We start from the raw sequence: 24,885 nt of genomic DNA on the forward strand, positions 1-24,885 counted from the left end.
CCCGTCACTCCGCTACCTTTCACCCAGTGCAATCGATGAATTGCGCTCTACATAACCACCCATTCGATCACCGATAATCTCTATCAACTCGATATGATCCACATGAACCCCGGTAATACGCCCATGGTTTTGCCCCATGTAGTTTCCTTCACGCACCCTGAAAACTGTGCCTTCCCTGTTTTTGACCAAACCGTAGTTTACACCACCAAGCTCAAGGGTACCGACCATTCTAAGCGTATCCAGCGAAAACTGCTCCAGTTCCTCGCGAGGCCTCGATTGATCAGGGAAGATACCATTGTCATCCCTTGCCATGTCAATGATCAGCTCATTCACGACAAAAGGTGTTCGCGCATTCAGTTCTCCGGACGCATAGAGATAGATTTCCGGTGGTTCGAATGTTGGAATCGGCTCTATTGGCTCTGCTGGACGACTTTTCACTTCATGTAAATAAGCATCAAGATCATCGTGGCCACTGCAGCCACCTAGCACCAGCAGAATCGGAAGGGTCAGTAGCAGAAAACGACTGGTCACTTGCCACCCTCCTTCGGAGAAAAAGCTTCGTCCTCGGTGTAGTAATAGGTTTTGGCAACCGCATCCATTCTCAGAGAATCGTTAATACGGTAAATTTTGACATCATGCACGGTGAGAATACGCGGCATCGATGCCAGTGTACTGACGAACTCACCAAACTCATGATAATCACCAATGACCCTGAGCTTGACAGGCAATTCAGTATAGAACTCTCTGGCCACTTCCTTTGCAGGCTGAAACAACTCGAATTCCAGACCTGCCAACAGCCCTGCCTGGGATACGTCAATCAGCAGATTGGCCACTTCACTCTTTTCAGGCAACTGCATCAACATAACGCCAAACGCCCTGCGCATATCCTCCAGTTGTTGCCTGTGCACCTCAAGGTTAATCGCCTTGGCTTGCTTGGATTCAAACTGCGCACGCAATTCCATCTCTACCTTACGCAACCTCTCGTGCTCAGCTTGCTGCTCCATAATATCGTAGTAGTACCAACCGCCGGCGATCGCGGCGCAAAGTACCAGGACAACAAACGACTTGGCGACAACCGGCCACTCACCAATTCTCGAGAAATCAAGATCATTTATATCTGACAGGTTCATTTGGCACCCTCCTCACGCTTCAGGGAAAATACCAATCTGAACTTGTTGTCTCCACCTTCTGCTGCCTGGACGTTCTCTATCACGTGCAGGCGCGGTTGAGTAATCCAGTTCGATTCCGAAATATTTCTCATCAACGCAGAAACACGGGTATTGGACTGTGCCGTACCTTCAATCTCGATCTTATCCCCGCCCTGACTGATTTTATCCAACAAGACACCCTCTGGCATCATAGTCACCATCTCATCCATCAGGTGAACTGATTCAGGCCGACTACGCTGCAGCTTCTGGATGACATCAATCTTGATCTGGAGGCGCTTGCGCGTCCTGTCAATATCCTTTATTTCCGCAAGTATTTTATCTACAGCAGCAATTTCAGCATTCAGGCGATCTATCCTCTCTTCCTGAATCTGCTTGATTCTCTCATTGAGAAAATGCCAGCCCAACATGAGTGCTAAAGTCAGTGCGATTCCGGCAAGCATGGAGATGACAAACTCCGTTTTACGTCTCGAAAGTCTTGCTTCGCGCCATGGAAGTAGATTGATTTTAGCCATATCAATCAGGCCTCCGCGTTGCCAGCCCGCAAGCAATAATCATCGCTGGCCCCATCATTTTCAGTCTACCCTCTGTAATGCGCCTGGGGTGTTTCAAATCTGTTAACGGATTGAGTACCGACACCGGGAAATCGAGGACATCTCCAATCACCTCTTCAACACCAGGCATGGCTGCACAGCCGCCAGCCAGGTAAAGGCGCATTATTTTCTCGCCCTTGCCTGCAGCCTGGTAAATCTGCAATGCACCGCGAACCTCTTGTGTAAGGCTGGAAAGAAAATCCTGCACCACACTTTCTCGTGCGCCACTGGGCCAGTCTTCATCTACTTTCATCTTTTCAGCTTCCTGAAAAGAGAGTCCGTATTGTCCTTGCAAGGCTCTTGTCAAGGCGCGCCCGCCAAAATTGTATTCACGTGTATAAGAGACAGTTTCACCTTTCATGACATGGAAATCGATACTTGAGGCGCCAATATCAGCCACGGCAACGCATTCTGGCTCACTATCGCTACGCGCAAGGTTGTAGCAATGATTGATTGCATAGGATTCAACGTCTATCACGGCAGGTTTCAGGCCGGCCAATTCCAATATGGATGTCAGTTCACCAACAACGTCTTCACGCGAGGCGACCAACAGAACATCAACTGTATCGGGGTCAGCTTCAGAGAGGCCGAGAATGTCGTAGTCATAGCGTATCTCGTCAAGCGGCTGGGGAATTTTCTTATCTGCCTCAAACTCAACCTCAGTCTCCATCTCCCTGTCGGAAAGATTTGCTGGCAACTTCAGTATTCGTGTTATCGCGGTAACACCGGAAACAGCGGCTGCAACCGAACGAACTGACGAGCCACTTAATTTAACCACCTCTGCCAATGCCGCAACCACGTCATCAGGGTCGACAATCTGCTTGCCCTCAACAGCACCTTCTGGCAAAGGAACAACTGACAAAGACTTGATACGCGAGAAATCACTGTCACCGGAATCGGCTTCCAGTTCCAGCAACTTGACTGCCGAGGTACCAATATCAATACCCAGCAGGCTTTTTGGGCCCATTCCGAAAAGCGCTTTCATATCAGTTCAGATTTAACCCGGCTGGCCTTTTGACTCAAGAGTTTTAACATCTGCAAGGTCAATGAACCTCTCCCCTAAACGATGTAATGCATCTGTTCATATACTAGCAGCAGACGCTTGTAGATTATCGATTTTTTATAATCAATTATATAGGCAATCATTTCACGCAAACAGTGGAAACGCAAGCCTGTTAATACACTTTTTACATAACTGCAGTATCAATCTTCTCACCATTTCGAAATCCGAACAAACATCTCTTGTAACGCACAAGAATCGAGCGCAAGCACCAGGTGAGCGCCTCACAATTGTGCATTCAGGGAAAATTTGACCGCATTTCTCAAAGTTTCAGCAAAAAAACCATGTTGGCACGCCCCTTGCATTAACAACATGTGACAGCAATGTTAAAGATTTTTTTATTAAACATCATTGAAGGGGAATACCTATGAAAAAGAGCTACGCAGCAATCGCATGCGCACTTGCCATGACGGCAATACCAACTGCCCAGGCAGAGATTACAGCCAATATCGGCGTAACCTCGAACTACCTGTGGCGCGGCACTTCCCAGACAGATGACGCACCAGCAGTTTCTGGTGGCATTGACTATGCACACGAGAGCGGCTTCTACCTGGGCACTTGGGCATCCAACATCGATTGGGGCACAACCGGAGTTGAGCTTGATATCTATGGTGGTTATGCAAACGAACTCGAAGGTGGCCTTGGTTATGATGTCGGCCTCATCTCCTACATCTACCCGTCAGATGACTACGACGATTCCAATTTCACTGAACTCTACCTCAACCTGAGCTACGGCCCTGTTTCAGGCGGTATCGCCTACACAGTCGCCGCAGACTGGGATGATCACAGCGATCTCTACTACTGGGCAAGTGCCGGTTTTGAACCTGCAGAAAGCTGGAACATCAGTGCCACTGTCGGCCATTACGACTTCGAAGACAATCTTGATTACTCCCACGGCCAGGTTGACATCACCAAGAGTACTGGTGATTTCGGCGATTTCACTTTCACTATCTCGAAAGCTGAAGAGAACCCGTTTGACGATGATGACCTGAAAGTTGTCGTTTCCTGATCCAAAAGCTTCTGATCGGCTCGCCGAAACAATCTGAATAGGAGAAACAGTTATGAAAATGGTAACAGCGATCATCAAGCCTTTTAAGCTCGATGATGTACGTGAAGCACTCGGCGACCTGGGCCTGTCCGGCATCACGGTCACCGAGGTCAAGGGCTTCGGGCGTCAGAAAGGACACACAGAACTCTACCGTGGTGCTGAGTATGTTGTGGACTTTCTGCCGAAAACCAAGATCGAGGCAGTGGTTCCGGCCGATGTGCTCGACCAGGTTATCGAGGCAATCTCAAGCGCTGCACAAACAGGCAAGATCGGAGACGGCAAGATTTTTGTCTCCAGCGTCGAGCAGGTCGTGCGTATCCGTACCGGTGAAACCGGTACGGAAGCGATTTAAGCGAACGGAGGAAATTGACAATGGAAAACCAGATATTTGAACTTCAGTACGCGATCGATACCTTCTACTTCCTGGTCAGCGGCGCCCTCGTCATGTGGATGGCTGCAGGCTTCTCAATGCTGGAAGCGGGCCTGGTACGATCAAAAAACACGGCCGAAATTCTGACCAAGAACGTCGCCCTCTTTGCCATCTCCTGCATCATGTACCTGATTTGTGGCTACATGATCATGTATGGTGGCGACCTCTTCCTGAGCGGCATTGCCGGTGGCGACTCACTTGTTGACGACGCACTTGCTGCCTCTGCAGAGAACGGTTTCGGCGGCGACTCGGTCTACTCGGGCGCATCCGATTTCTTCTTCCAGGTGGTCTTCGTGGCAACTGCCATGTCGATTGTCTCAGGTGCTGTTGCCGAACGCATGAAGCTTTGGGCATTCCTGCTGTTTGCAGTCGTCATGACTGGTTTCATCTACCCGATGGAAGGCAACTGGACCTGGGGCGGCGGATCAGTCTTCGGCCTCTACAGCCTTGGTGATGATTTCGGCTTCTCTGACTTTGCCGGCTCTGGCATCGTCCACATGGCCGGTGCAGCAGCTGCCCTTGCCGCAGTACTGGTTCTCGGACCACGTAAAGGCAAGTACACGGCTGACGGCAAGATCAATGCGATCCCGGGTGCCAACCTGCCACTGGCAACGCTTGGTACCTTCATCCTGTGGATGGGGTGGTTCGGCTTCAACGGCGGTTCAGTACTCAAGCTCGGTGATATCGCCAGCGCCAACTCTGTCGCCATGGTATTCCTGAATACCAATACCGCAGCAGCAGGCGGCGCGGTCACAGCACTGGTTACAGCACGCATGTTGTTTGGCAAGGCCGATCTGACCATGCTGCTCAACGGCGCACTTGCAGGACTGGTTGCAATCACAGCAGAGCCATCGACTCCGAGCCCACTTGAAGCAACCCTGATCGGTGCTGTCGGTGGCCTTATCGTGGTCTTCTCGATCATCTCGCTTGATAAAATGAAGATTGATGATCCTGTCGGTGCCATCTCGGTGCACGGCGTTGTCGGACTCTGGGGCCTGCTCGCGGTACCAATGACCAATGACGGAACCACTTATTTCGGCCAGCTGGTTGGCGCAGGCACCATCTTCGCATGGGTCTTCGGTGTCAGCCTTGTCACATGGCTGATCATCAAGGTCATCATGGGTGTACGTGTCAGTGAAGAAGAGGAGTATGAAGGAGTCGATCTCGCAGAGTGCGGTCTCGAAGCCTATCCGGAATTCGTCAAGAACTGATCATTTCCGACTCTTCAACTTAACAAGCCGGGGCTCTGCCCCGGCTTTTTTTCGAATAAAAAATTCAAAGATCATGCAGGAACTGCGGTGTCGCAAGCGCCCCCAGGTGAATGCCCTCGTTGTAGTAACGCGTCTCGAAAGAGCGCTCTCTGGCAGCATCGGCACGAAAAGTGTCGAGCCCGCCCTTGCCTGCCATCGTTGCGGACCACCAGCCGGATGGATAGATCGGTTGCGGAAAACTTAGCAGGCGTGTCGCGAAAAAACCGGCCTTGTGCATATCGGCACTCATGCACCTGATCAGCTCCTCGTGTAACAACGGAGACTCACTCTGCTGAACCATAACACCATCCTCCCCGAGCGCTTCAAAACAGGCCTTGTAAAAAGCCGCACTAAAAAGAACTTTACCGGGACCAACAGGATCGGTGCTGTCGACAATGATGACATCAAGCGAACCCGGCTGCGCTTCCTGCATCCACTTGATTCCATCAATAAACAGCAACTCGGCACGCGGATCGTTATTCGATTCACACAACTCGGGAAAGTAGATTTCGGAAACACGCGTTACGCGTTCGTCGATATCGATCTGGGTAGCATGCTCGACTTCCGTATGCTTGAGCACCTCGCGCAGCGTACCGCAGTCTCCCCCTCCAATGATGGCTACATTTTTCGGTGCAGGATGCGTGAAGAGTGCCGGGTGCGACATCATTTCATGGTAGAGAAAATTATCCCGCGTCGACACCATGGTGCAATCATCGATCACCATCAGGTTACCCCACTCAGTCGTTTCATAAACCTCGATCTTCTGATAATTCGAGGTCTCTTCATGAAGCTTGCCGGTGATTTTTAGCGAGATGGCCGAACCAGTTCCGTCCATCGCCTCTGAAAACCAGTTTCTGTCCAACATTTCAGGTTCCCTTGGAGTGAATAATCAGCGAACATTATCTCTCAAAACCCTGGGGCGCAAGCAAGATCACAAACCATGCAAAATGAATCGGAAAAAAATCAGCACTATGGCGTTACCCGCTGGGGTAACGGCTATTTTTCCATTTCCGCTACCGGACAACTCGAGACGCATCTCGATGGTCATCGGCAAGCACTCGTTGAAATCGCTGCATCTGCCCGTGACAAGCAACTGGATCTTCCACTACTGGTACGCTTTCCGGGTATCCTGCGCCACCGCGCACGCAGCCTGTGCGAAACATTCAGCGCCGTTGCCCACGAAGCTGATTACAAGGGCAACTACCAGTGTATCTACCCGATAAAGGTCAACCAGCAGAGAACCGTGATCGAACAGATCGTCACCGGCGGGAAAGGCTGCGTTGGTCTCGAGGCAGGTTCAAAACCTGAACTGATGGCCGTCATGGCACTATCCGAAAAAGGCAGCGTGATTGTCTGCAACGGCTACAAGGATCGTGAATATATCCGTCTTGCACTAATCGGGCGCGCACTCGGACTACAACTCTACATCGTCATTGAGAAAGCCAGCGAGCTGCAGCTGATTGAAGAAGAGAGCGCATCTCTGGGTGTCGAACCCCTGCTCGGTGTACGTGTTCGACTCGCTGCATCCGCATCCGGTAACTGGCAAAATTCAGGTGGCGAGAAGGCAAAATTCGGCCTAACTGCAACCCAACTGATCACCCTTGTTGAACAACTCAAGAGCAACGGTCACTTACACTGGCTGCAACTGCTGCACTCTCATATCGGCTCACAAATCCCCAATCTGCGAGATATTGCCAAAGGCGTGAACGAGGCAAGTCGTTACTATGCTGAGCTCCGCAACCTTGGAGCAGACATCAAAATCGTCGATGTCGGTGGCGGTCTCGGCATCGACTACGAGGGCACAGCTTCACGTCACTACTGCTCCATCAACTACACCCTGGAGAACTATGCCCGCACCATTATCGAGAGCATACAGAACAGCTGTCGCAACAACGATGTGCCAGAACCTGACATCTTCACTGAATCAGGCAGGGCCCTGACAGCTCATCATGCAGTGCTGATTACCAACATCATCGACAGCGATCCGATTGCATCTGACTCCAAAACTCTCCCCGTTATGGAAGTATGCAGTGCAATCACCAAGCTGTCAGGTCTGCAACAGCAAATCGATTCACTGTCACCAAATGAAATTCACGAAGAGGCACGATACCTTCTGGATGAATCATTAACACTATTCGAGAACGGGGAAATCAACCTGCAACAGTGGAGCCATGCAGAACAGCTCTACATCAAACTTTGCCAACTGATCCGCCCTCGTCTCAGGGCCGACAGGCGACGTGACAGGGACCTGCTTGATCGCCTCAACTTGCAACTTGCGGACAAGCTGTTCATCAATTTCTCACTGTTTCAATCAACACCTGACGTCTGGGCAATTGACCAGATTTTCCCCATCATGCCGCTGACAAGGCTCAATGAAGAACCACAGCGCAACGCGATACTGCATGATCTGACATGTGACTCTGATGGCTGTATCAGCAGCTATGTTGATGCTGACGGAATTGAATCAACCCTGCCCTTGCATACAACTGATGAGAGTCATTACCTCCTCGGAATTTTCCTGGTCGGTGCCTACCAGGAGATCCTCGGCGACATGCATAACTTGTTTGGTGACACACATGCCATTAACGTCGAAGTCACTGTGGATGGTTTTGAAATAACTGAAATTGAAAAAGGCGATGCCATTGATGAACTGCTGGAATATGTTCACTTTGATCCGCAGAAGATGCTGAACAGATATGAGAAATTGCTCGAAAATGCCAATCTAGATGCAAATACCCGCTCCGCCTGGTTGGAGGAACTCTCATCCGGTCTGACCGGATACTCATATCACGAAATGTAGGAGTGGTGTCTCGTGATCTCGATGACAAAACTGCATTCAATCGCCCCGAGACGGGGCTCCTACAATCACATTGATGCCGGAAGAAATACTACCCTCAAGAACTCAACATAAGATCGAGCTCTTGCAACCTCTCGGAAGTACCAACATCAATCCATGTGCCCTGGTAGTGCGAACCGCCGACACGCCCCGCATCCATCGCTTCCCGTAATAATGGTGCGAGTGGAAACTTGCCGTCACCGTATCCTTCAAACAGTGCCTTGCGATAGATGCCGACACCGCTGAACGTCAGCCTTGTTTCACCCTGCTGCTGTAATCGCCCCTGCTCCAGGGCGAAATCACCTTGTGGGTTGTGTTGTGGATTATCCACCATCAACAAGTGTGCAAGATCATCGTCTTCGATCTGAAGCGATGCATAATCAGGCGTCATCCAGATATCGCCGTTGACCACAAGAAAAGGATCAGAAAGCAGAGGCAGTGCCCTGAATATACCACCACCAGTTTCAAGCGCCTCACCCTCTGCCGAATAACTGATCTCAACACCGTAGGCAGAGCCGTCGCCAAGCGCGGTTTCAATCTGCTCACCCAACCACGCATGATTAATCACCAGCTGACGCAAACCGGCGCTGGCGATACGTTCAATATGATGGGTAATCAGTGGCTTCCCTGCAATGGGCAGCAGGGGTTTGGGTGTATGGTCTGTGAGGGGGCGCATGCGCTCGCCGCGTCCAGCGGCGAGAATCATGGCTGTTACTGGCTGGCGCATCATGCCTGGCATGACGGCTATTTCTTCTTCATTGACTCAAAGAATTCATCATTGGTCTTGGTTTGCTTGAGCTTGTCAAACAGGAACTCCATCGCGGCGACCTCGTCCATCGGGTGGAGTATCTTGCGCAGAATCCACATCTTCTGCAGTTCGGCTGCCGGCATCAGCAGATCTTCGCGACGCGTACCCGAACGGTTGATATTGATAGACGGGAAGATGCGCTTCTCAGCAATGCGGCGATCAAGATGCACTTCCATGTTTCCCGTGCCCTTGAACTCCTCGTAGATTACATCATCCATACGCGAGCCGGTATCGACCAGTGCCGTGGCGATAATTGTCAGCGAGCCACCCTCTTCAACGTTACGTGCCGCACCAAAAAAACGCTTGGGGCGCTGCAGTGCATTGGCGTCAACACCACCGGTAAGCACCTTACCTGACGATGGCACTACCGTGTTGTATGCTCGGGCCAGGCGGGTAATCGAGTCAAGCAGGATAACAACATCCTTGTTGTGCTCGACGAGACGCTTGGCTTTTTCAATCACCATCTCGGCAACCTGCACGTGACGTGCGGCAGGCTCATCAAAGGTTGATGAAACAACTTCACCTCGTACCGAGCGCGCCATCTCTGTCACTTCCTCGGGGCGCTCATCAATCAGCAGCACGATGAGATGCACCTCGGGATGATTGTTGGCAATGCTCTGTGCGATGTTCTGCATCAGCATGGTTTTACCGGCCTTGGGAGGCGATACGATGAGACCACGCTGACCCTTGCCAATGGGCGCAACCAGTTCAATCGTACGTGCGGTAATATCCTCGGTACTGCCGTTGCCTACCTCGAGCTTGAACTTCTTGTTCGCAAACAGCGGCGTGAAGTTTTCGAAAAGAATCTTGTTCTTAGCATTTTCCGGCTTGTCGAAATTGATCTTATCAATTTTCAGCAGCGCGAAATAACGCTCCGTCTCCTTTGGCGGACGAATTTTTCCTGAAATACTGTCGCCTGTACGCAGACTGAAACGACGAATCTGGCTTGGCGAAACATAGATATCATCCGGCCCTGCAAGGAAAGAACTATCTGCTGAGCGCAGAAAGCCAAAACCATCGGAGAGTATCTCGAGAACACCATCTCCGTAGATATCCTCCCCCTTTTTGGCGTGCGCCTTGAGGATGGAAAATATCAGATCCTGTTTGCGTGAGCGTCCGGTTTCCTGGATATCCATCGACTGTGCGAGTTTTACCAGTTCCGGGATGGGCATTTTTTTCAGTTCGGTCAGATTCATTAGGTCGTTCTTCATCTGGAGGTCAGAATTCTGGATGCTGGAAGGCATCCATTGGGTGAGGGTTGTTTTCTGAAATTGTTATTGGTTTACCTTGCCGTCACAAGGACGGCAAGGAGTCATATTACAGGTTGCTATCGATAAATGCGGTCAGCTGTGACTTCGACAAGGCACCAACCTTGGTAGCCTCAACATCACCACCTTTGAATATCATCAGTGTCGGAATGCCACGAATGCCGAATTTTGGCGGCGTATCGGGATTGTCATCGATGTTCAGCTTGGCAACCTTGAGTTTGCCGGCATACTCACCTGCAATCTCTTCAAGTACTGGTGTAATCATTTTGCATGGGCCACACCACTCGGCCCAGTAATCTACAAGTACCGGCTCACTCGAGTTGAGAACATCGGCCTCAAAAGAATCGTCCGTCACTTCTATAATTGTTTCGCTCAATGAAGGTCTCCGTATTGCGAATTCCGGGATAACATACAGCGTAGAATCAACGCGCATGCATACGGTATCAGGTCAGATCATGTACTTGTTATTTATGCCAGGATTTGACCAGAAACCATTGTAACTCGGCCTTTTGGCCAGAAATGTGATTGCTATTTGATCCTATAACGCAAGCCTTTTCAAGCCAAAAAACCATTTTTTTTGATTTTTACTGCGGAAGGGAAAGCACCGCCCGTTGAATAGAAATCAGCGACTTCAGGGCATAATACCCATCGGGCGCGACATCTGACGTGTCTCGTAACGCATGCCGGATACGCTATATGACATATTACTGGTGCGGTAGTCGATATTGGACATGCCGATATCCAGCAGCCCCATCTCTTCTGCAATCGCACCCATATGTTCGGATATGCCATCCATGTTATGACGTACGTTGGTCAACCGGGTCGTCATGCTCCCCATATGTCCGGTAATCTCGTCCATGTTGCTGATATGGCTATTGAGATCACTGACAGTGCCGGTAATTTCAACCATGTCGCCACGAATCACCTGCAGGTTGGCATGCATCGAATCCATGTTCTCGACAATGCCGTTGAGATCACGATACAGCACCGTGACATAGTAGACGTTGAAGATCGCAAGAATCGCCAGCATGATTGAGACGGCATGAATAATGTAGTCAGTAATCTGGAATGAGCGATAGCGCTCGTCAAGGTGGAGCTGTGTTTCACGACCCAGCTTTCCGATTACCTTGATCCAGGTCTCCCTGGAATCACAACGTTCAGAATCTGATGTTCCCTGGTTAATATTCTCTTCTGTCATGGTTCAGACTCCTAATCCAGAAAAGGGAACATTTTGTTCAAAGTGCGAGAAGGTCTTGCCATATCCTTCATATCGTAGCGCATGCGCACAACCTCAAAATCCATTCGATCAACCGTGTTGGAGATACTATCGACCTTGGTGCGAACACCATGTACGTTCTCACCGATACCACTGATCCTGTTCAGCATATCGTCCATGTCAGAAGAGACAAACTCCATTTCCGAATCCATGATTGAGGTGTAATCACGTATTTCGTTAAGTTGTGCCACGCGTGTTTCCATCGAACCGACATAACTTTTCATGGCCGTCATCTGGTCAGCAACCTGGGTAAAGTTATGGTTCATATCGGTCACGACCGCATTCATCCGGTTGACTTGGGAAGAGAGTGTCAGTAGCAGGATCAGGATCGAGATAGCGATCATGCCGAGAATGAGAATGCCCGCAACGATACTGTAGTTAAGCCGGACAGCCAGCTTGTTCTTCATCTCAATCTGGCTGAGAATGATTCCCTCAAACGAACTGACGGCACGGCGAAACTGCTGTTCGCGTACGTTCTCGTCATCGCTTATCGGAAAGCTTTTTTTATTCTCTTCAACCATTTTTTTCTCAGCAGAAAAAGGAGAAACCAGTGAACCCGTGCTACGAGCTCTATCGTTTTATTAGCTAATACTTATATTGTAGACTAATTTCATGCGGCAGGCCATCTTTTTGTTTTTGAATTCGATTTGCCCGTTAGCAGATACCCTTCAAATTGATCTTTCACCAAGACAGGAAATTTATCTTCCGGCGCTTCACACTACTGTATTAGATGGTTTTCTGCTCTACAGCACCCTGAAATACTATACTGCGTACTATTTTTTCAACTACACAATGACAAGTCGTGCTGACACTCAGTATAATCAAAAATTGAATTGAATTCTTCCCACGTAAAAAAGAGGACCCCCGATGACCCAGCCCACTATGTCAGACCGTGACGGCCTGATCTGGCTTGATGGAGAGATGGTTCCATGGCGAGATGCCAAGGTTCACGTACTCACCCACACACTGCATTATGGTATGGGTGTATTCGAGGGTGTGCGCGCATATCATGCAGAAAAAGGCACGGCGATCTTTCGTCTTGAAGAGCATACCAAGCGCCTGTACGAATCGGCACATATTCTCGGTATGGAAATCCCCTTCGATAGTGACACACTCAATCAGGCACAGCTTGCCTCGGTGCGTGAGAACAGCCTTGAGTCTGCCTATATCCGCCCGATGGTCTTCTACGGCTCTGAAGGAATGGGTTTGCGCGCGGACAACCTGCGCACTCATGTCATGATCGCTGCCTGGAGCTGGGGCTCCTATCTTGGTGAAGAAGGTATGACCAAGGGCATCCGTATTCGCACCTCCTCTTTTACTCGCCACCATGTCAACATCACCATGTGTCGTGCCAAGGCCAACGGAAACTATATGAATTCAATGCTGGCACTGAAAGAGGCTCTCGACACCGGTTATGATGAAGCCTTGCTGCTGGATAGCAACGGTTTTGTTATGGAGGGCAGCGGTGAAAATATCTTTATCGTTCGAGATGGTAAAATTTACACACCCGATCTTGCATCTGCTCTCGACGGAATCACGCGCCGTACCATCATGCAACTTGCAGATGAGCTGGGCACGCCAGTGATTGAAAATCGCATCACGCGCGACGAAGTCTATATCGCCGATGAAGCCTTCTTTACCGGAACGGCAGCCGAAGTCACGCCAATCCGTGAGCTTGACGGACGCACAATCGGCTGTGGATCGCGCGGTCCGGTCACGGAAAAACTCCAGACACTCTATTTTGATGCTGTCCACGGACGCAGTGCCGAGCACGAAGAGTGGCTGGCCTATGTCTAAGCAGCGCTAGGCCGGCCTGAATCATGGTTTTGAAAGGTACAATTCAGTGTCCGCATTGTGGCGCAACCTATCGCATGACGGCTGCCCTTGCTGCGAAAGTCGGCCAGGATGCCCATTGCGCCTTGTGTAAGGGTATCTTCACCATACCCGGACCAGCTGCCGGGGCCAGTGAGTCATCCCCTGAAGAGGTGCGCGAGACGGCCCCGGAAATGAGGCACACTATAGAAGAAAGCCAAACAAGGCCTGAGCCTGAGCCTGAGCCTGAGCCTGAGCCTGAACCTGAACCTGAACCTGAACCTGAACCTGAACCTGAACCTGAACCTGAACCTGAACCTGAACCTGAACCTGAACCTGAGCCAGAGCCTGAACCAGTTCCAAAGCCCGAACCTGAACCAGTTCCAGAGCCGGAGCCTGCGCCAAAACCAGCGCCAAGACCCAAACCCAGGCCTAAACCTAAATCCAAGCCAAAGACCAGGTCAAAGCCCAGGACTGAGCAGGCTCCCACGCCTGCACGAAAGCAAAAGCCTGACGACGGCCAGCAAAGAAAAGATAAAGCAGCTTGCGCAACCGACAGTCCCACAGCTGAACAAGAGCCTGATCTGGACAATCTCACACCAAGAGTGAGAAAAGAGAAGCCGAGCGCGACTGAATCCAGCAAAGGCCGTGGTTACAGCACGGCAATTCGCGGACTCAGACCTGATCGAAGACCACGAAAAGCTGAAAGGCACCCTGCCGCGACTCATTCACCAAGAGAAGTTCCGGTAGATGTGCCCGAAGTCAGAATAGAAGAGACGCAAGAAGAGACTCGCAGCAGACCCGGTTGGCATATTGCTGCCGGCGTACTGGTACTCGTTCTGTGTGTGCAACTGGCCTGGTCCTTCCGTGACAACCCTGCGGTCTACAAAACCATGGCCTCGGCCAGCGAAATGCTTGGCATGACGCCTCCCATGATTCGCTCACCAGATGAACTTGAACTGACCAACCGCCTGTTCACACGTGTTGAAAACAGTGACAACCTGTTTGATCTGCACCTGACTGTTGCCAACCGGGCAATCTGGCCCCAGCCCTATCCCACAATCGAGCTAACCCTGACGGATAAATATGGCATCAGCCGGGTGCGACAGAGAATCAAACCGGAAGCCTACCTGCAAAACAGTGATCAAGGCGTCATAGGTGCGGGTGAAGAGGTAGAGATCAGCTTTCTCGTGGAGAGCTCATCCAGTGATGTCGTCGGATTTCTGCTGGAGTTCCTCTAAACCGGCGTAAAAAGCCTTGCGCAGGAGTAATTGCTTCTGTAGAATCTCGCGATTCCCGATTTTGTGGACGATTTGAGTGTAAGGCAATGAAAGCAGATATCCATCCAGAATACAATGAGATCACAGTGACCTGTAGCTGTGGCAACAGCTTCGAGACCAAATCAACGCTGAGCAAAGACCTGGCCGTTGAAGTCTGCTCTGCTTGCCACCCGTTTTTCACTGGCCAGCAGAAAGCAGCCAGTACCGGCGGTCGTGTGGACAAATTCCGCAAGCGTTACGCTCGATAAAAGCGCAGTACAAGCGGACGAAAAGGCACCCTCGCGGTGCCTTTTTTTGTGCTCAGCCAAAAATGGTGCATAATCAGCAGCTCGAATGCTGCTTTGCAGTAATCCTACTATTTTAAAACGTCATGACAACAACACCCGCCAAGCCAATAAGGATCAGCTGATGAGCAAGACAGACAACGCCGACAAAGAGATCAACGACGCCGCGCTCCTCTACCACGAGCAACCAAAACCAGGAAAAATTGCCACAGAAGTCACCAAACCAACCAAAACTCAGCACGACTTGTCGCTTGCCTACACTCCGGGTGTTGCGGAACCGGTCAGGCGCATCGCCGATAATATCGAAGACGCCTATCGCTACACGGCCAAGGGCAACCTGGTTGGTGTCATCACCGACGGCACCGCAGTACTTGGTCTTGGCAACGTCGGTTCACTTGCCGGCAAACCCGTCATGGAAGGCAAGGGTGTACTTTTCAAACACTTTGCCGACATCGATGTATTCGATATTGAAGTAGACGCACCCAGCCCGCAGGCTTTCATTGAAACAGTCAAACAGATTGCCCCCACTTTTGGCGGCATCAACCTCGAGGATATTGCCGCGCCACACTGTTTCGAGATTGAGGATGCGCTCAAGGAAGCCCTGGATATCCCCGTGTTCCACGATGACCAGCACGGAACTGCCATCATCATCGCGGCAGGACTATTGAACGCGCTGCAACTACAAGAGAAACAGCTTGCCGATGCCAGTATCGTGATCATCGGCGCCGGTGCTGCCGGTATTGCCACCATTCGCCTGCTTATCTCACTCGGCGCTCAGCCTGGCAACATCTACGCAATCGATCGCAAGGGTGTCATCCACACAGGGCGCGATGACCTGAACATCTACAAGCAGGGTGTTGCCGTGGATACAGACAGGCGCTCACTTGCTGACGCCATGAATGGCGCAGATATCGTCATCGGGGTCTCCGGACCTGACCTGATTACTGAAGAGATGCTTGCCAGCATGGCTGACAAGCCGATTGTTTTTGCACTATCCAATCCGGTACCAGAGATTCGCCCGGAAGTGGCTAACAAGGTACGTAATGATATGATCATGGCCACAGGCCGCAGTGATTACCCGAACCAGGTAAATAATGTTCTCGGCTTTCCCTTCATCTTCCGTGGTGCACTCGACGCACGTGCCACCTGTATCAACAGCGAGATGCAGATTGCCGCAGTCCATGCACTGAAAGAGCTGACCCATGAAGCAGTGCCACAGGATGTTCTGGAGGCATACGAACTGGATTCTCTCGAATTTAGCCCGGGCTACATTATCCCCAAGCCGCTTGATTCACGCCTACGCGAGCGCGTTTCCAACGCCGTCAAGCAGGCAGCAATCGATTCGGGTGTTGCCAAGGCCCCTGCCGCCTGATCGGGCATTAAAACCACCCGGATGGCAGGAATTTAGTCGTCCGGGTGAAGCACCCAATTCCTCCCCCCAAGAGCGGGACAATGATGGAATTACTTCAATTTAGACCCCGCCACAACCATAAATCAATGACTTAGGCTCCACATAGGGTGTTAATTTCCGTTACAATGCCTTGATAAAATATTTTGTGCATTGCATCATATGCACCTATAACTACCATACCAAGGAGATCACCAATGAGTGATGAAACAGTCACACTAACAGTGAACCGCACCGGAGAATCACATGAATTCCCCGTGCTTCACGGCACAGAGGGACCGGGAACGATCGATATCTCGAAGCTCTACGGTAAAACAGGCCTGTTTACCTACGACCAGGGCTTTGTATCCACTGCCAGCTGTAACAGTTCCATCACTTATATTGACGGTGACGAGGGCATTCTGCGCTACCGCGGCTATCCCATAGAGCAACTCGCTGCCAAATGCGCCTACACCGAGGTTGCCTACCTGTTGATGTATGGCGACCTGCCAAACAGCGAACAACATGACAAGTTTGTCACCGACATGCACCGCTATGCGATGATCAATGAATCCCTGACAAACTTCTTCAAGGGTTTCCGCTACGATTCGCACCCGATGGCAATGATGGTCGGCGTAATGGGCTCGCTATCAGCTTTTTACCACGACTCTCTTGATATCAATAACCCGGAGCATCGTGAGTTTTCTGCCCAACGCATGATCGCCAAGGTTCCGACCATCGCAGCAGCTGCCTATAAACGTAACAATGGCGAGCCTTTCGTCTACCCGCGAAACGAGTACGAGTACTGCGGCAACTTCCTGCGCATGATGTTCTCGACCCCATGCTGTGATTTCAAGCTTGACCCGGTCGCCGAACGTGCGCTTAACGTGCTCTTTATCCTGCATGCCGACCACGAACAGAACGCCAGTACCTCGACAGTACGCCTTGCGGCATCATCAGGCGCGAACCCATTCACCTGTATCTCTGCCGGTATTGCTTCACTATGGGGCCCGGCGCATGGTGGTGCAAACGAGGCAGTTCTAGATATGCTGCATGAGATCGGCGACGTAAAAAATATCCCGGCATATATTGAACGCGCCAAGGACAAAGATGACCCCTTCCGCCTGATGGGCTTTGGTCACCGTGTCTACAAGAACTATGATCCGCGTGCCAAGATCATCCGTGAGGTTGCAGATGAAGTGCTAGAGCGTTATGTCGGTGAAGACACGCCGCTGTTTGACCTCGCTCGCGAACTAGAGAGAATCGCACTGGAAGATGACTACTTCGTCGAGCGCAAGCTCTACCCGAACGTCGACTTCTACTCGGGCATTATCTACCGCGCCCTGGGATTCCCGAAAAACATGTTCACACCGCTGTTCGCCATCGCACGTACTTCCGGATGGGTATCACACTGGATGGAAATGATGGACGACCCAAGCAACCGTATTGGCCGTCCTCGCCAGCTCTATGATGGTGAGGCGGAACGCAGTCACGTTGCCATGCAGTATCGGAAGTAAGAGCCCCCCGAGACGACTGGATGGCCGCCATCCCCGCGAAAGCGGGGATCTGAATCCTGCACAATAATCAGATTCCGGGTCTCCACTCAGTTACGTGACCCTACAGAGGTGTTGTTGCAGGAACCCCATCCCCGGGGCGATTGCCCACCAAGTTCTGCAACTGCTTCAGATTCAACCCAGCATCACGCCTGCCCGTTACTTCGTCCACAGGTGGCTGTCGCAGGCTCGAAAGTGGTAACAGCAACAAGCGAAATTGCTGTCCCGCATGCGGGACAAAAAAGAGCTGCACCGGCTGCTGGTTGTCGAGCAACAGGTCATCACTCTCCCACACCAGCTGCTTCTCCATCAGGGTAAATACCAGCTCCTTGGGTGAATCTGCGTAGACGTAAATGAGAATATCGGCTCTTGGCGCCGAAATACCGCGTGCAAGTGGACCAGCGAGGTGTGGTGAGAATGGCTCAAGCCATGACATCATCTCGGCTGCTGCTTCGTGTTGGACTGCCACGCAGGAGATATCCTGCGGACGGAAAAGCTTCTGATAATTTCTGAAAGCGGTCTCGATCATCATCATATCGGGCAGTTCGCGCTCCCTGCTGACACCGAGACGTTGCGTTGCCTTGCGCCGCGCCCAGCCATAATCGACTGTACCCGCCTCGGTTAACAGCCGGGCTGCCTCTTCGGCAATCTTCTGTTTCATACTTACCCCCTGATCCCGGCACAAACCAGCCATCCCGACACAAGCTCGTCATCCCGGGCTTGACCCGGGGTCCACATCAAAAAAGGTCATCCTCAGCTTGCGGCTTCTCATCCAGCACATCAAGTACTTCCGGATTGAAAATCGCCTCGACCGTGACGTCCTCGAAATCAGCGCCATTATGGACGATGCCTTCAGGCTGCTGCGGCTCGGTCTCCGGAACCCCATCCAGCGCCACGCGCATATAATCTATCCAGGCGGGTAAGGCTGCACGCCCACTAAATTCACGACGGCCGAGTGTCAGCGAGTTATCCAGGCCGACCCAGGCAACCGCAACCAGTGATTCGTTGTATCCGTTGAACCAGGCATCCTTGTAGTCGTTTGTCGTGCCAGTTTTACCTGCAAGATCCTTGCGTCCAAGTACTTTCGCATCCTTGCCCGTACCCATGTTGATGACATCCTTCATCATCGAATAGATCAGATAGCGGTTTTCCGCGCTCACAGTCCTCGGTGCCTGTTCATCTGCAGGGCACACCTCGCAGGCCCTGAGTGGTTTTGCCCGGTAAATCGTGCCGACACCTTCCTGTTCGATACGCACAATCTGGAACGGATTAACCAGGAAACCACCATTGGCAAAGACACTGTATGCACGAGCCATCATCAACGGTGTCACCTCGGCACTGCCGAGCGCCAGGGCAAGACCGTCTGGCAGTTTATCCTTGTCAAAACCGAAGCGAGTGACATGGTCGAGAGCAAAATCGATACTGATACTGCGCAGCAGGCGAATCGAAATCAGGTTCTTGGAAAAAGCGAGTCCCTGGCGTAGTGGCGTAGGACCGGTAAATTTGCGATTTGCATTTGATGGTTTCCACACACCCGAATCAAGCGTCACATCCTCGATAACCACTGGCGCATCATTGATGATACTTGATGGCTGAAAGCCTGCAGCGAGGGCGGCAGAATAGATAAATCCCTTAAAACCCGAGCCGGGCTGGCGCGAAGCCTGGGTAACACGATTGAATTTGCTGTGAAAAAAATCATAGCCGCCTGCAAGTGCTATCACTGCTCCCGTGTGCGGATCGAGCGATACGAGTGCACCCTGCGCCTTGGGGATCTGCGCAAGTCGCCAGTAACTGCGCAACTCGCCCTGCTTGTCTTTTTCATTCTCTACATAAGCAATTCGTACAAGATCGCCCAAAGAGACTATATCCACCGCTCTCTTCGGCTCCTTGCCGAGACGGTTGACCGACACATAGGGCGAAGCCCATTTGAGCCCTTGCCAGCCTATTGTGCGTCGGCTTCCATCTGCGTGCTCGACAACAATCTCACGCTCCGAGGGGATATCCACGACAATCACCGGCAGCAAGTTTCCGACTGCCAGTAACCGGCCAAGCTGCCGGGCGCGCTCATTGGCATCCTGCCAACCAACGATCTGTGTCTCGGGACCACGATAGCCATGACGCATGTCATAGGCATCGAGCGCTGTTCGCAACGCCTTGTTTGCGGCTCGCTGCAGCCGGGTCTTAACCGTTGTGTGGACGTGATAACCGCCGGTATAGGCCGCATCACCGAAACGCTCGACCATTTCGGCACGGACCATCTCGCCTATATAGGCCGCCCCGAGTTCGATTTCAGGCGTATAGCGAGAAGCTGTGATTGGTTTCGCTGTTTCTGCCTCGTAGACGGCATCACTGATATGCTCAAGTGTATGCATACGCTTGAGAACATGATTGCGGCGTTTCAACGCACGCTCGGGATTCGTCAGCGGATTATTCGATGATGGCGCCTTGGGCAGGCCTGCGATCATGGCAATCTCGGCCAGGCTCAACTCGTCGAGTTCTTTATTATAGTAAGTATGCGCTGCCGAAGTGATGCCGTAAGATCTGTGGCCGAGATACACCTTGTTAAGGTAAAGCGTCAGGATTTCATCCTTCTCAAGCTCCCGCTCAACACGCAGTGCAAGCAGGATCTCCAGGAATTTTCGCTTATAGCTCTTCTCGGGTGAAAGGAAAAAATTACGCGCCAGCTGCATGGTGATGGTACTGCCGCCCTGTTTCTTGCGCCCAGTCTTGATGAGACTGACAGCAGCACGCAGCAGGCCCTTGTAGTCAACCCCCGGGTGGGTATAAAAGTTGGAATCCTCAACAGCCAGAATCGCCTTCACCATCGCATCCGGAATCTCTTCGCGCGTCAGGGGTTCACGACGTTTCTCGCCATATTCCGAGATCATATCTCCTTCGGCTGAATAGATACGTAGCGGAATCTGCAAGCGAACATCACGCAGTTGCTCGGCATCAGGCAGCTGAGAGTCGAGATAGAACCATGCCGAAGCGATGCCGAGAGAAACCAGCATGCCGCCGGTCATCACCATAGCGAGGAGAAAATTGATGAATTGACCAATTGATTTCATATTTCTACAGCACGTCGCTCACCACTATTAATGTGATGATTCGTATAAATTAACAGGAGACTGGTCATTTTAGCACCACATCGCCCAAACCGGATAATCGACTCTATTTGAACCACGTCACAACTACGCAACGATATCGGCAGCTTTTTCACCACGCCGGTAACGCCCGGTCATCTCACGGTAGGCTTTTTCCAGACTCCTGGTGTAATCCTTGGTATTAAACAGGGCGGTTGCATCCCTGTTTGCCACCAATTTATCCCTGATTGCCTGTAACTTGACTCTGTTTGTCGCCAATTCGATCGCCAGTGCCTCGTACTCTTCGGCTGTTTCAGTAATCAACTCCGGCAAGCCGACAGCATGTAACAGACTGGCTGCGACCCTGGCATGAAATGCCTTGCCGATCTGCGTCAGCACCGGAAGCCCCAGCCACAGGGCATCCGTGGCCGTTGTGTGGGCATTATAGGGAAGCGTATCCAGAAACAGGTCAGCGAGACGATGGCGTGCGAGGTGCACATCATGATCTACACGGCTTGCATACACGAGACGGTCTCTGCTAATTCCTGCCTTTTCTGCCTCGCTACAAAGATTATCTTCAGCCGTCTCCCTGTTCGATCCGGTGTAGAGCCACAAAACACTGCCGGGAACAGCCTCGAGAATCCGCATCCAGATCTGAAATCTTTCCGGAAGAATCTTTTCATTGCGATTAAAACAGCAAAACACAAAGCCCGACTCAGGCAAGCCCTGCTGACTGCGACTGACAGGATAGGCAGACACCTGATATTGCCGGCTTGTGGGGAAATAGGTACCCGGCATAGTCACCACGGATTCGGAAACATAACGCCTCGACTCCTGCGTCACGACAAACCTGTCAGCGATAATATAATCCATGTAATCCACAGCCATTGTTCCGGGATATCCGAGGAAGCTGACCTGCAGAGGTGCAGCCCGCAGCGCGAATATCCCGTTCCTTGCATGCTTTGTGTATCCGCCAAGGTTTATCGCAACATCAATCCCCGCCTCTCTTGACATGGCGGTAACATCTTCATCACTTTTATCATTGACATCGACAAAACGGTCAAACAACCTCTGCAGCCTGAGGCGCATCGCATCATCATCTCCCCCGGGACCAAAAGAGAACGCGACAAGTTCAAAACGCTCGCGATCATGGAGTGAGATCAACTCCTCCAGCAGGTATGCCATTGGATGCTCGCGGAAGTCGGCTGAAAAGTAGCCGATACGGATTTTTTCGCCCTGCTGTGTGAGAGTGGCCCTGTCCGGCGCCGCCCCTGCCACCCTATCTGCCTGCGCTTCAACTTTCGCCGCTGACAATTGCAAAGCTGGATCATCCATCAGTTCCATCAATTTGAACAGTGATATGGCGGACTCTTTCCTCTTTAACTTCTGCACAACCAAGCGCCTCAGTTCATCAAATCCGCTCCAGTCACTCAATTGCATCTTTGTTGACAGATAGATGCCAGACAACATCTCCAGGTCCGGGTTATTTTGCATCGCTTTTTGCAAATACTCGAGCGCCTCATCAAGGCGCTGCCCATTCCTGGCGAAATTACCGCACATCAACAGGATTTCGGCATCATCAGGAGTGATTGACAGCGCCCTTTTATAGCTTTCTATAGCCTCTCTGCCGCGATGAAGTTTTTCCAGCGCGCGACCCTTGCAAAGAAGCACCTCCGTATCTGTTGGCCTGACAAGTAAATCCTTGTCGTACCAGTTCAGCGCCTCCGCGTTATTACCAAGATCGGCATATGCCATGCCGATATTCATCCAGACCTGGTCAAAACCGGGATCTATCTCCAGCGCCTTGAAATAACACTCCAGCGCTGCCTTGTGTCGATTGCTGTCAGCCAGTGTCACCCCTTTCGCAAACCAGGCATCAACATCATTCGGCGCCAACGCAAGCGCTTTGTCGAATGACTCCAGAGCTTGCGGAACCTGGTTAAGAAAATTTTGAGCCAATGCCTTGTTATACCAGGCCGCAGAACTGTCAGGCGCTTTTGCAAGCACCTTGTTGAAGAGCTTCAGTGCCTGCCGGTAATTTCCTTTCGCCGCGTAGGCATGCCCTTTTTCAAGCATGGAAGAGACTTCTGCTGTCGCCGCCTGTTTCATCATTACCACTCATTCACCTGTAAATAAACCCCGTAGCATCATACAATAAAGCCTCTTGTAGCTCTCTAGCGATAACCTTTCTACCGCAGCCCCCGATCTTTTCGCAATTCCTGTTGTCTTCTGCTGATTTATCCGGTAAGATTCGCGCCCTTTCGTGGGGAAATTCCCCGCGGGGCCTTCCTATTGATTAGTGCGGGCCAATTAACTAAATCGAATTTTTGTTAAGGATCAAGCGGATGACTACCGTTAGCGCAAAACCTGCCGAAGTACGCCGTGACTGGTATGTCGTGGATGCCGAAGGCAAAACACTGGGTCGCCTGGCGACTGAAATCGCACGCCGTCTGCGCGGCAAGCACAAGGCCGAGTACACGCCTCACGTTGACACAGGTGACTATATCGTCGTCATCAACGCCGAGAAAGTACACGTGACCGGTAACAAGATGCAGCAGAAGATGTACCATCATCACACTGGCTATGTAGGCAACCTGAAGTCGATTTCACTCGAAAAACAGCTTCAGAAAGCCCCTGAGCGCGTCCTCGAGAGCGCCGTGCGTGGCATGCTTCCAAGCAATAAGCTGGGGCGCGCCATGTTCAAGAAACTGCGTGTCTTCGCCGGTCCGGCACACACCCATGAAGCCCAGCAGCCACAGGCGCTGGAAATCTAACTTTTATTATTTAAAGAGTAAGCAGCATGGCACAAGCCCATAATTATGGAACAGGTCGTCGCAAAACATCAGCGGCTCGCGTTTTCATCACGCCCGGTAACGGCACTATCACTGTTAACAATCGCACGCTGGAGAACTTCTTCGGCCGCGAAACAGCCCGCATGATCGTGCGCCAGCCGCTCGAAATGACCGAGATGGCCGACAAACTCGACATCAAGATCACCGTCAGCGGTGGTGGCAACAGTGGCCAGGCCGGCGCTATTCGCCACGGCATTGCACGTGCACTGGTTGAATACAACGAAGAGCTTCGCAGCACAATGCGCAAAGCAGGCTTCCTGACTCGTGACGCCCGTATGGTTGAACGTAAAAAGGTCGGTCTGCACAAGGCGCGCAAGCGTCCGCAGTTCTCAAAGCGTTAATTCGCAGCCTTCTGCAAAAGGCCGAAGTCTCTGGCTTCGGCCTTTTTATTTGAACAACCTCATTTGGGGAATCGTCTAGCGGCAGGACTACGGACTCTGACTCCGTCAACGGGGGTTCAAATCCCTCTTCCCCAGCCACAAAAAAGCAAAAAGCCCTACGGGGCTTTTTTGCGTTTCTTCCATTAATGACAATCCGACCACCCCCCATCCTGCGCTCCCCCTTCTACAGCACCCCTCAATAACCAGCTGCAGCTGCCCACAAATAAACTCAATATAAACCTGCACTTAGGTAGATAGTGTAGTCTTTTTTCAACATTGTTTATAAATGTGGTATTTTTCACATGTTTTTCTTGCCGTGGCAGATTTGGTTACCTATACTGCGACCTGAGCAAGATGCTCCGCTCAACAAACAGGTATAGAGATATACCCACATCTTTATCGAACAAAGGAATTGTTTTTATGAAAAAATCAATCATCGCAGCAGCCATTGCTGTTGCAGTTGCGGCTCCAGCAGCAAACGCAGGCGTTACTCTTTACGGTAAGGTACATGTCTCTATT

The 24,885-nt window shown here is 51.4% G+C and carries 24 protein-coding genes and 1 tRNA gene; 12 read left to right on the forward strand and 13 right to left on the reverse strand.

Going from position 1 to position 24,885, the window contains the following annotated elements; all coding sequences use genetic code 11:
* Positions 1 to 12: 12 nt before the first annotated feature.
* Genes BOW06_RS01970 through pilM form a run of 4 tightly spaced genes read right to left on the reverse strand, consistent with a single transcriptional unit; the run spans position 13 to position 2,744 of the window.
* A complete protein-coding gene (locus BOW06_RS01970) occupies positions 13 to 531 on the reverse strand; it encodes a pilus assembly protein PilP (RefSeq protein ID WP_043116431.1) in 519 nt (172 codons plus the stop codon).
* On the reverse strand, positions 528 to 1,130 hold the full coding sequence (locus BOW06_RS01975) for a type IV pilus inner membrane component PilO (protein ID WP_043116429.1): 603 nt from the start codon (positions 1,128 to 1,130) through the stop codon (positions 528 to 530). The genes BOW06_RS01970 and BOW06_RS01975 overlap by 4 nt, the downstream gene beginning before the upstream one ends.
* Positions 1,127 to 1,681, reverse strand: coding sequence for a PilN domain-containing protein (locus BOW06_RS01980; protein ID WP_043116428.1), 555 nt, complete (start codon positions 1,679 to 1,681; stop codon positions 1,127 to 1,129). The genes BOW06_RS01975 and BOW06_RS01980 overlap by 4 nt, the downstream gene beginning before the upstream one ends.
* Position 1,682: 1 nt before the next feature.
* Positions 1,683 to 2,744, reverse strand: a complete 1,062-nt coding sequence (gene pilM / locus BOW06_RS01985; RefSeq protein ID WP_078454413.1) for a type IV pilus assembly protein PilM — start codon at positions 2,742 to 2,744, stop codon at positions 1,683 to 1,685.
* Positions 2,745 to 3,186: 442 nt separating this feature from the next.
* On the opposite strand from pilM, the gene BOW06_RS01990 reads away from it, so the two are divergent.
* From BOW06_RS01990 to BOW06_RS02000, 3 genes are read left to right on the forward strand one after another with little or no spacing between them, the layout of a single operon-like run.
* Positions 3,187 to 3,828 carry a TorF family putative porin gene (locus BOW06_RS01990; RefSeq protein WP_043116426.1) on the forward strand — a complete coding sequence of 214 codons (642 nt, stop codon included), beginning with the start codon at positions 3,187 to 3,189 and terminating at the stop codon, positions 3,826 to 3,828.
* 52 nt (positions 3,829 to 3,880) lie between these two features.
* Complete coding sequence (locus BOW06_RS01995) at positions 3,881 to 4,219, forward strand: P-II family nitrogen regulator (protein WP_043116425.1); 339 nt, start codon at positions 3,881 to 3,883, stop codon at positions 4,217 to 4,219.
* 20 nt (positions 4,220 to 4,239) lie between these two features.
* Complete coding sequence (locus tag BOW06_RS02000) at positions 4,240 to 5,508, forward strand: ammonium transporter AmtB (protein ID WP_043116424.1); 1,269 nt, start codon at positions 4,240 to 4,242, stop codon at positions 5,506 to 5,508.
* A gap of 64 nt (positions 5,509 to 5,572) precedes the next feature.
* Here the strand turns inward: BOW06_RS02000 and speE are convergent, their stop codons facing one another.
* A complete protein-coding gene (gene speE / locus BOW06_RS02005; protein WP_043116423.1) occupies positions 5,573 to 6,412 on the reverse strand; it encodes a polyamine aminopropyltransferase in 840 nt (279 codons plus the stop codon).
* 75 nt (positions 6,413 to 6,487) lie between these two features.
* Between speE and speA the strand changes: the two genes are divergently transcribed.
* A complete protein-coding gene (speA, locus tag BOW06_RS02010; protein ID WP_043116422.1) occupies positions 6,488 to 8,347 on the forward strand; it encodes a biosynthetic arginine decarboxylase in 1,860 nt (619 codons plus the stop codon).
* Between the two features lie 94 nt (positions 8,348 to 8,441).
* On the opposite strand, the gene murU is transcribed toward speA, so the two are convergent.
* From murU to BOW06_RS02035, 5 genes are all read right to left on the reverse strand, one after another.
* Positions 8,442 to 9,122, reverse strand: a complete 681-nt coding sequence (gene murU, locus BOW06_RS02015; RefSeq protein ID WP_306292323.1) for an N-acetylmuramate alpha-1-phosphate uridylyltransferase MurU — start codon at positions 9,120 to 9,122, stop codon at positions 8,442 to 8,444.
* 5 nt (positions 9,123 to 9,127) lie between these two features.
* The gene (rho, locus tag BOW06_RS02020) at positions 9,128 to 10,387 is read right to left on the reverse strand and encodes a transcription termination factor Rho (RefSeq protein ID WP_043116793.1); all 1,260 of its coding nucleotides are present in this window, start codon (positions 10,385 to 10,387) and stop codon (positions 9,128 to 9,130) included.
* 121 nt (positions 10,388 to 10,508) lie between these two features.
* Positions 10,509 to 10,835 (reverse strand): thioredoxin TrxA, encoded by a 327-nt coding sequence (trxA, locus tag BOW06_RS02025; protein WP_043116420.1) that lies wholly within the window; start codon positions 10,833 to 10,835, stop codon positions 10,509 to 10,511.
* A 255-nt stretch (positions 10,836 to 11,090) separates the two neighbouring features.
* The gene (locus BOW06_RS02030) at positions 11,091 to 11,657 is read right to left on the reverse strand and encodes a hypothetical protein (RefSeq protein WP_052132070.1); all 567 of its coding nucleotides are present in this window, start codon (positions 11,655 to 11,657) and stop codon (positions 11,091 to 11,093) included.
* Between the two features lie 11 nt (positions 11,658 to 11,668).
* A complete protein-coding gene (locus BOW06_RS02035; protein ID WP_043116419.1) occupies positions 11,669 to 12,256 on the reverse strand; it encodes a hypothetical protein in 588 nt (195 codons plus the stop codon).
* A gap of 346 nt (positions 12,257 to 12,602) precedes the next feature.
* Here BOW06_RS02035 and BOW06_RS02040 point away from each other — a divergent pair, with 346 nt between their 5' ends.
* The 5 genes from BOW06_RS02040 (at position 12,603) to BOW06_RS02060 (ending at position 18,015) form a co-directional block, all read left to right on the forward strand.
* Entirely contained in the window at positions 12,603 to 13,532 is a 930-nt protein-coding gene (locus BOW06_RS02040; RefSeq protein ID WP_078453819.1) for a branched-chain amino acid transaminase, read from the forward strand.
* Positions 13,533 to 13,561: 29 nt separating this feature from the next.
* The gene (locus tag BOW06_RS02045; protein WP_144077455.1) at positions 13,562 to 14,788 is read left to right on the forward strand and encodes a zinc-ribbon and DUF3426 domain-containing protein; all 1,227 of its coding nucleotides are present in this window, start codon (positions 13,562 to 13,564) and stop codon (positions 14,786 to 14,788) included.
* Positions 14,789 to 14,874: 86 nt separating this feature from the next.
* Complete coding sequence (gene rpmE, locus BOW06_RS02050) at positions 14,875 to 15,075, forward strand: 50S ribosomal protein L31 (RefSeq protein ID WP_043116417.1); 201 nt, start codon at positions 14,875 to 14,877, stop codon at positions 15,073 to 15,075.
* A 160-nt stretch (positions 15,076 to 15,235) separates the two neighbouring features.
* Positions 15,236 to 16,483: a malic enzyme-like NAD(P)-binding protein gene (locus BOW06_RS02055; RefSeq protein ID WP_078454432.1), complete on the forward strand. Its 1,248-nt coding sequence runs from the start codon at positions 15,236 to 15,238 to the stop codon at positions 16,481 to 16,483.
* Between the two features lie 233 nt (positions 16,484 to 16,716).
* Positions 16,717 to 18,015 carry a citrate synthase gene (locus tag BOW06_RS02060; protein WP_043116416.1) on the forward strand — a complete coding sequence of 433 codons (1,299 nt, stop codon included), beginning with the start codon at positions 16,717 to 16,719 and terminating at the stop codon, positions 18,013 to 18,015.
* Between the two features lie 100 nt (positions 18,016 to 18,115).
* Here the strand turns inward: BOW06_RS02060 and BOW06_RS02065 are convergent, their stop codons facing one another.
* The 3 genes from BOW06_RS02065 to BOW06_RS02075 form a co-directional block, all read right to left on the reverse strand.
* A complete protein-coding gene (locus BOW06_RS02065; protein ID WP_043116415.1) occupies positions 18,116 to 18,712 on the reverse strand; it encodes a hypothetical protein in 597 nt (198 codons plus the stop codon).
* Positions 18,713 to 18,788: 76 nt separating this feature from the next.
* Entirely contained in the window at positions 18,789 to 21,119 is a 2,331-nt protein-coding gene (locus tag BOW06_RS02070; protein WP_052132068.1) for a penicillin-binding protein 1A, read from the reverse strand.
* Between the two features lie 123 nt (positions 21,120 to 21,242).
* The gene (locus BOW06_RS02075) at positions 21,243 to 23,243 is read right to left on the reverse strand and encodes an O-linked N-acetylglucosamine transferase, SPINDLY family protein (protein ID WP_179116184.1); all 2,001 of its coding nucleotides are present in this window, start codon (positions 23,241 to 23,243) and stop codon (positions 21,243 to 21,245) included.
* A 236-nt stretch (positions 23,244 to 23,479) separates the two neighbouring features.
* On the opposite strand from BOW06_RS02075, the gene rplM reads away from it, so the two are divergent.
* The 3 genes from rplM (at position 23,480) to BOW06_RS02090 (ending at position 24,465) form a co-directional block, all read left to right on the forward strand.
* On the forward strand, positions 23,480 to 23,908 hold the full coding sequence (gene rplM / locus BOW06_RS02080; protein ID WP_043116414.1) for a 50S ribosomal protein L13: 429 nt from the start codon (positions 23,480 to 23,482) through the stop codon (positions 23,906 to 23,908).
* A gap of 26 nt (positions 23,909 to 23,934) precedes the next feature.
* Positions 23,935 to 24,327: a 30S ribosomal protein S9 gene (rpsI, locus tag BOW06_RS02085; RefSeq protein ID WP_043116412.1), complete on the forward strand. Its 393-nt coding sequence runs from the start codon at positions 23,935 to 23,937 to the stop codon at positions 24,325 to 24,327.
* A 64-nt stretch (positions 24,328 to 24,391) separates the two neighbouring features.
* Positions 24,392 to 24,465: transfer RNA gene (locus BOW06_RS02090), tRNA-Gln, on the forward strand.
* The last annotated feature ends 420 nt before the right edge of the window (positions 24,466 to 24,885 follow it).

Origin of the sequence: Solemya velum gill symbiont, assembly GCF_002020255.1 — a bacterium.
GTDB lineage: Bacteria > Pseudomonadota > Gammaproteobacteria > Chromatiales > Chromatiaceae.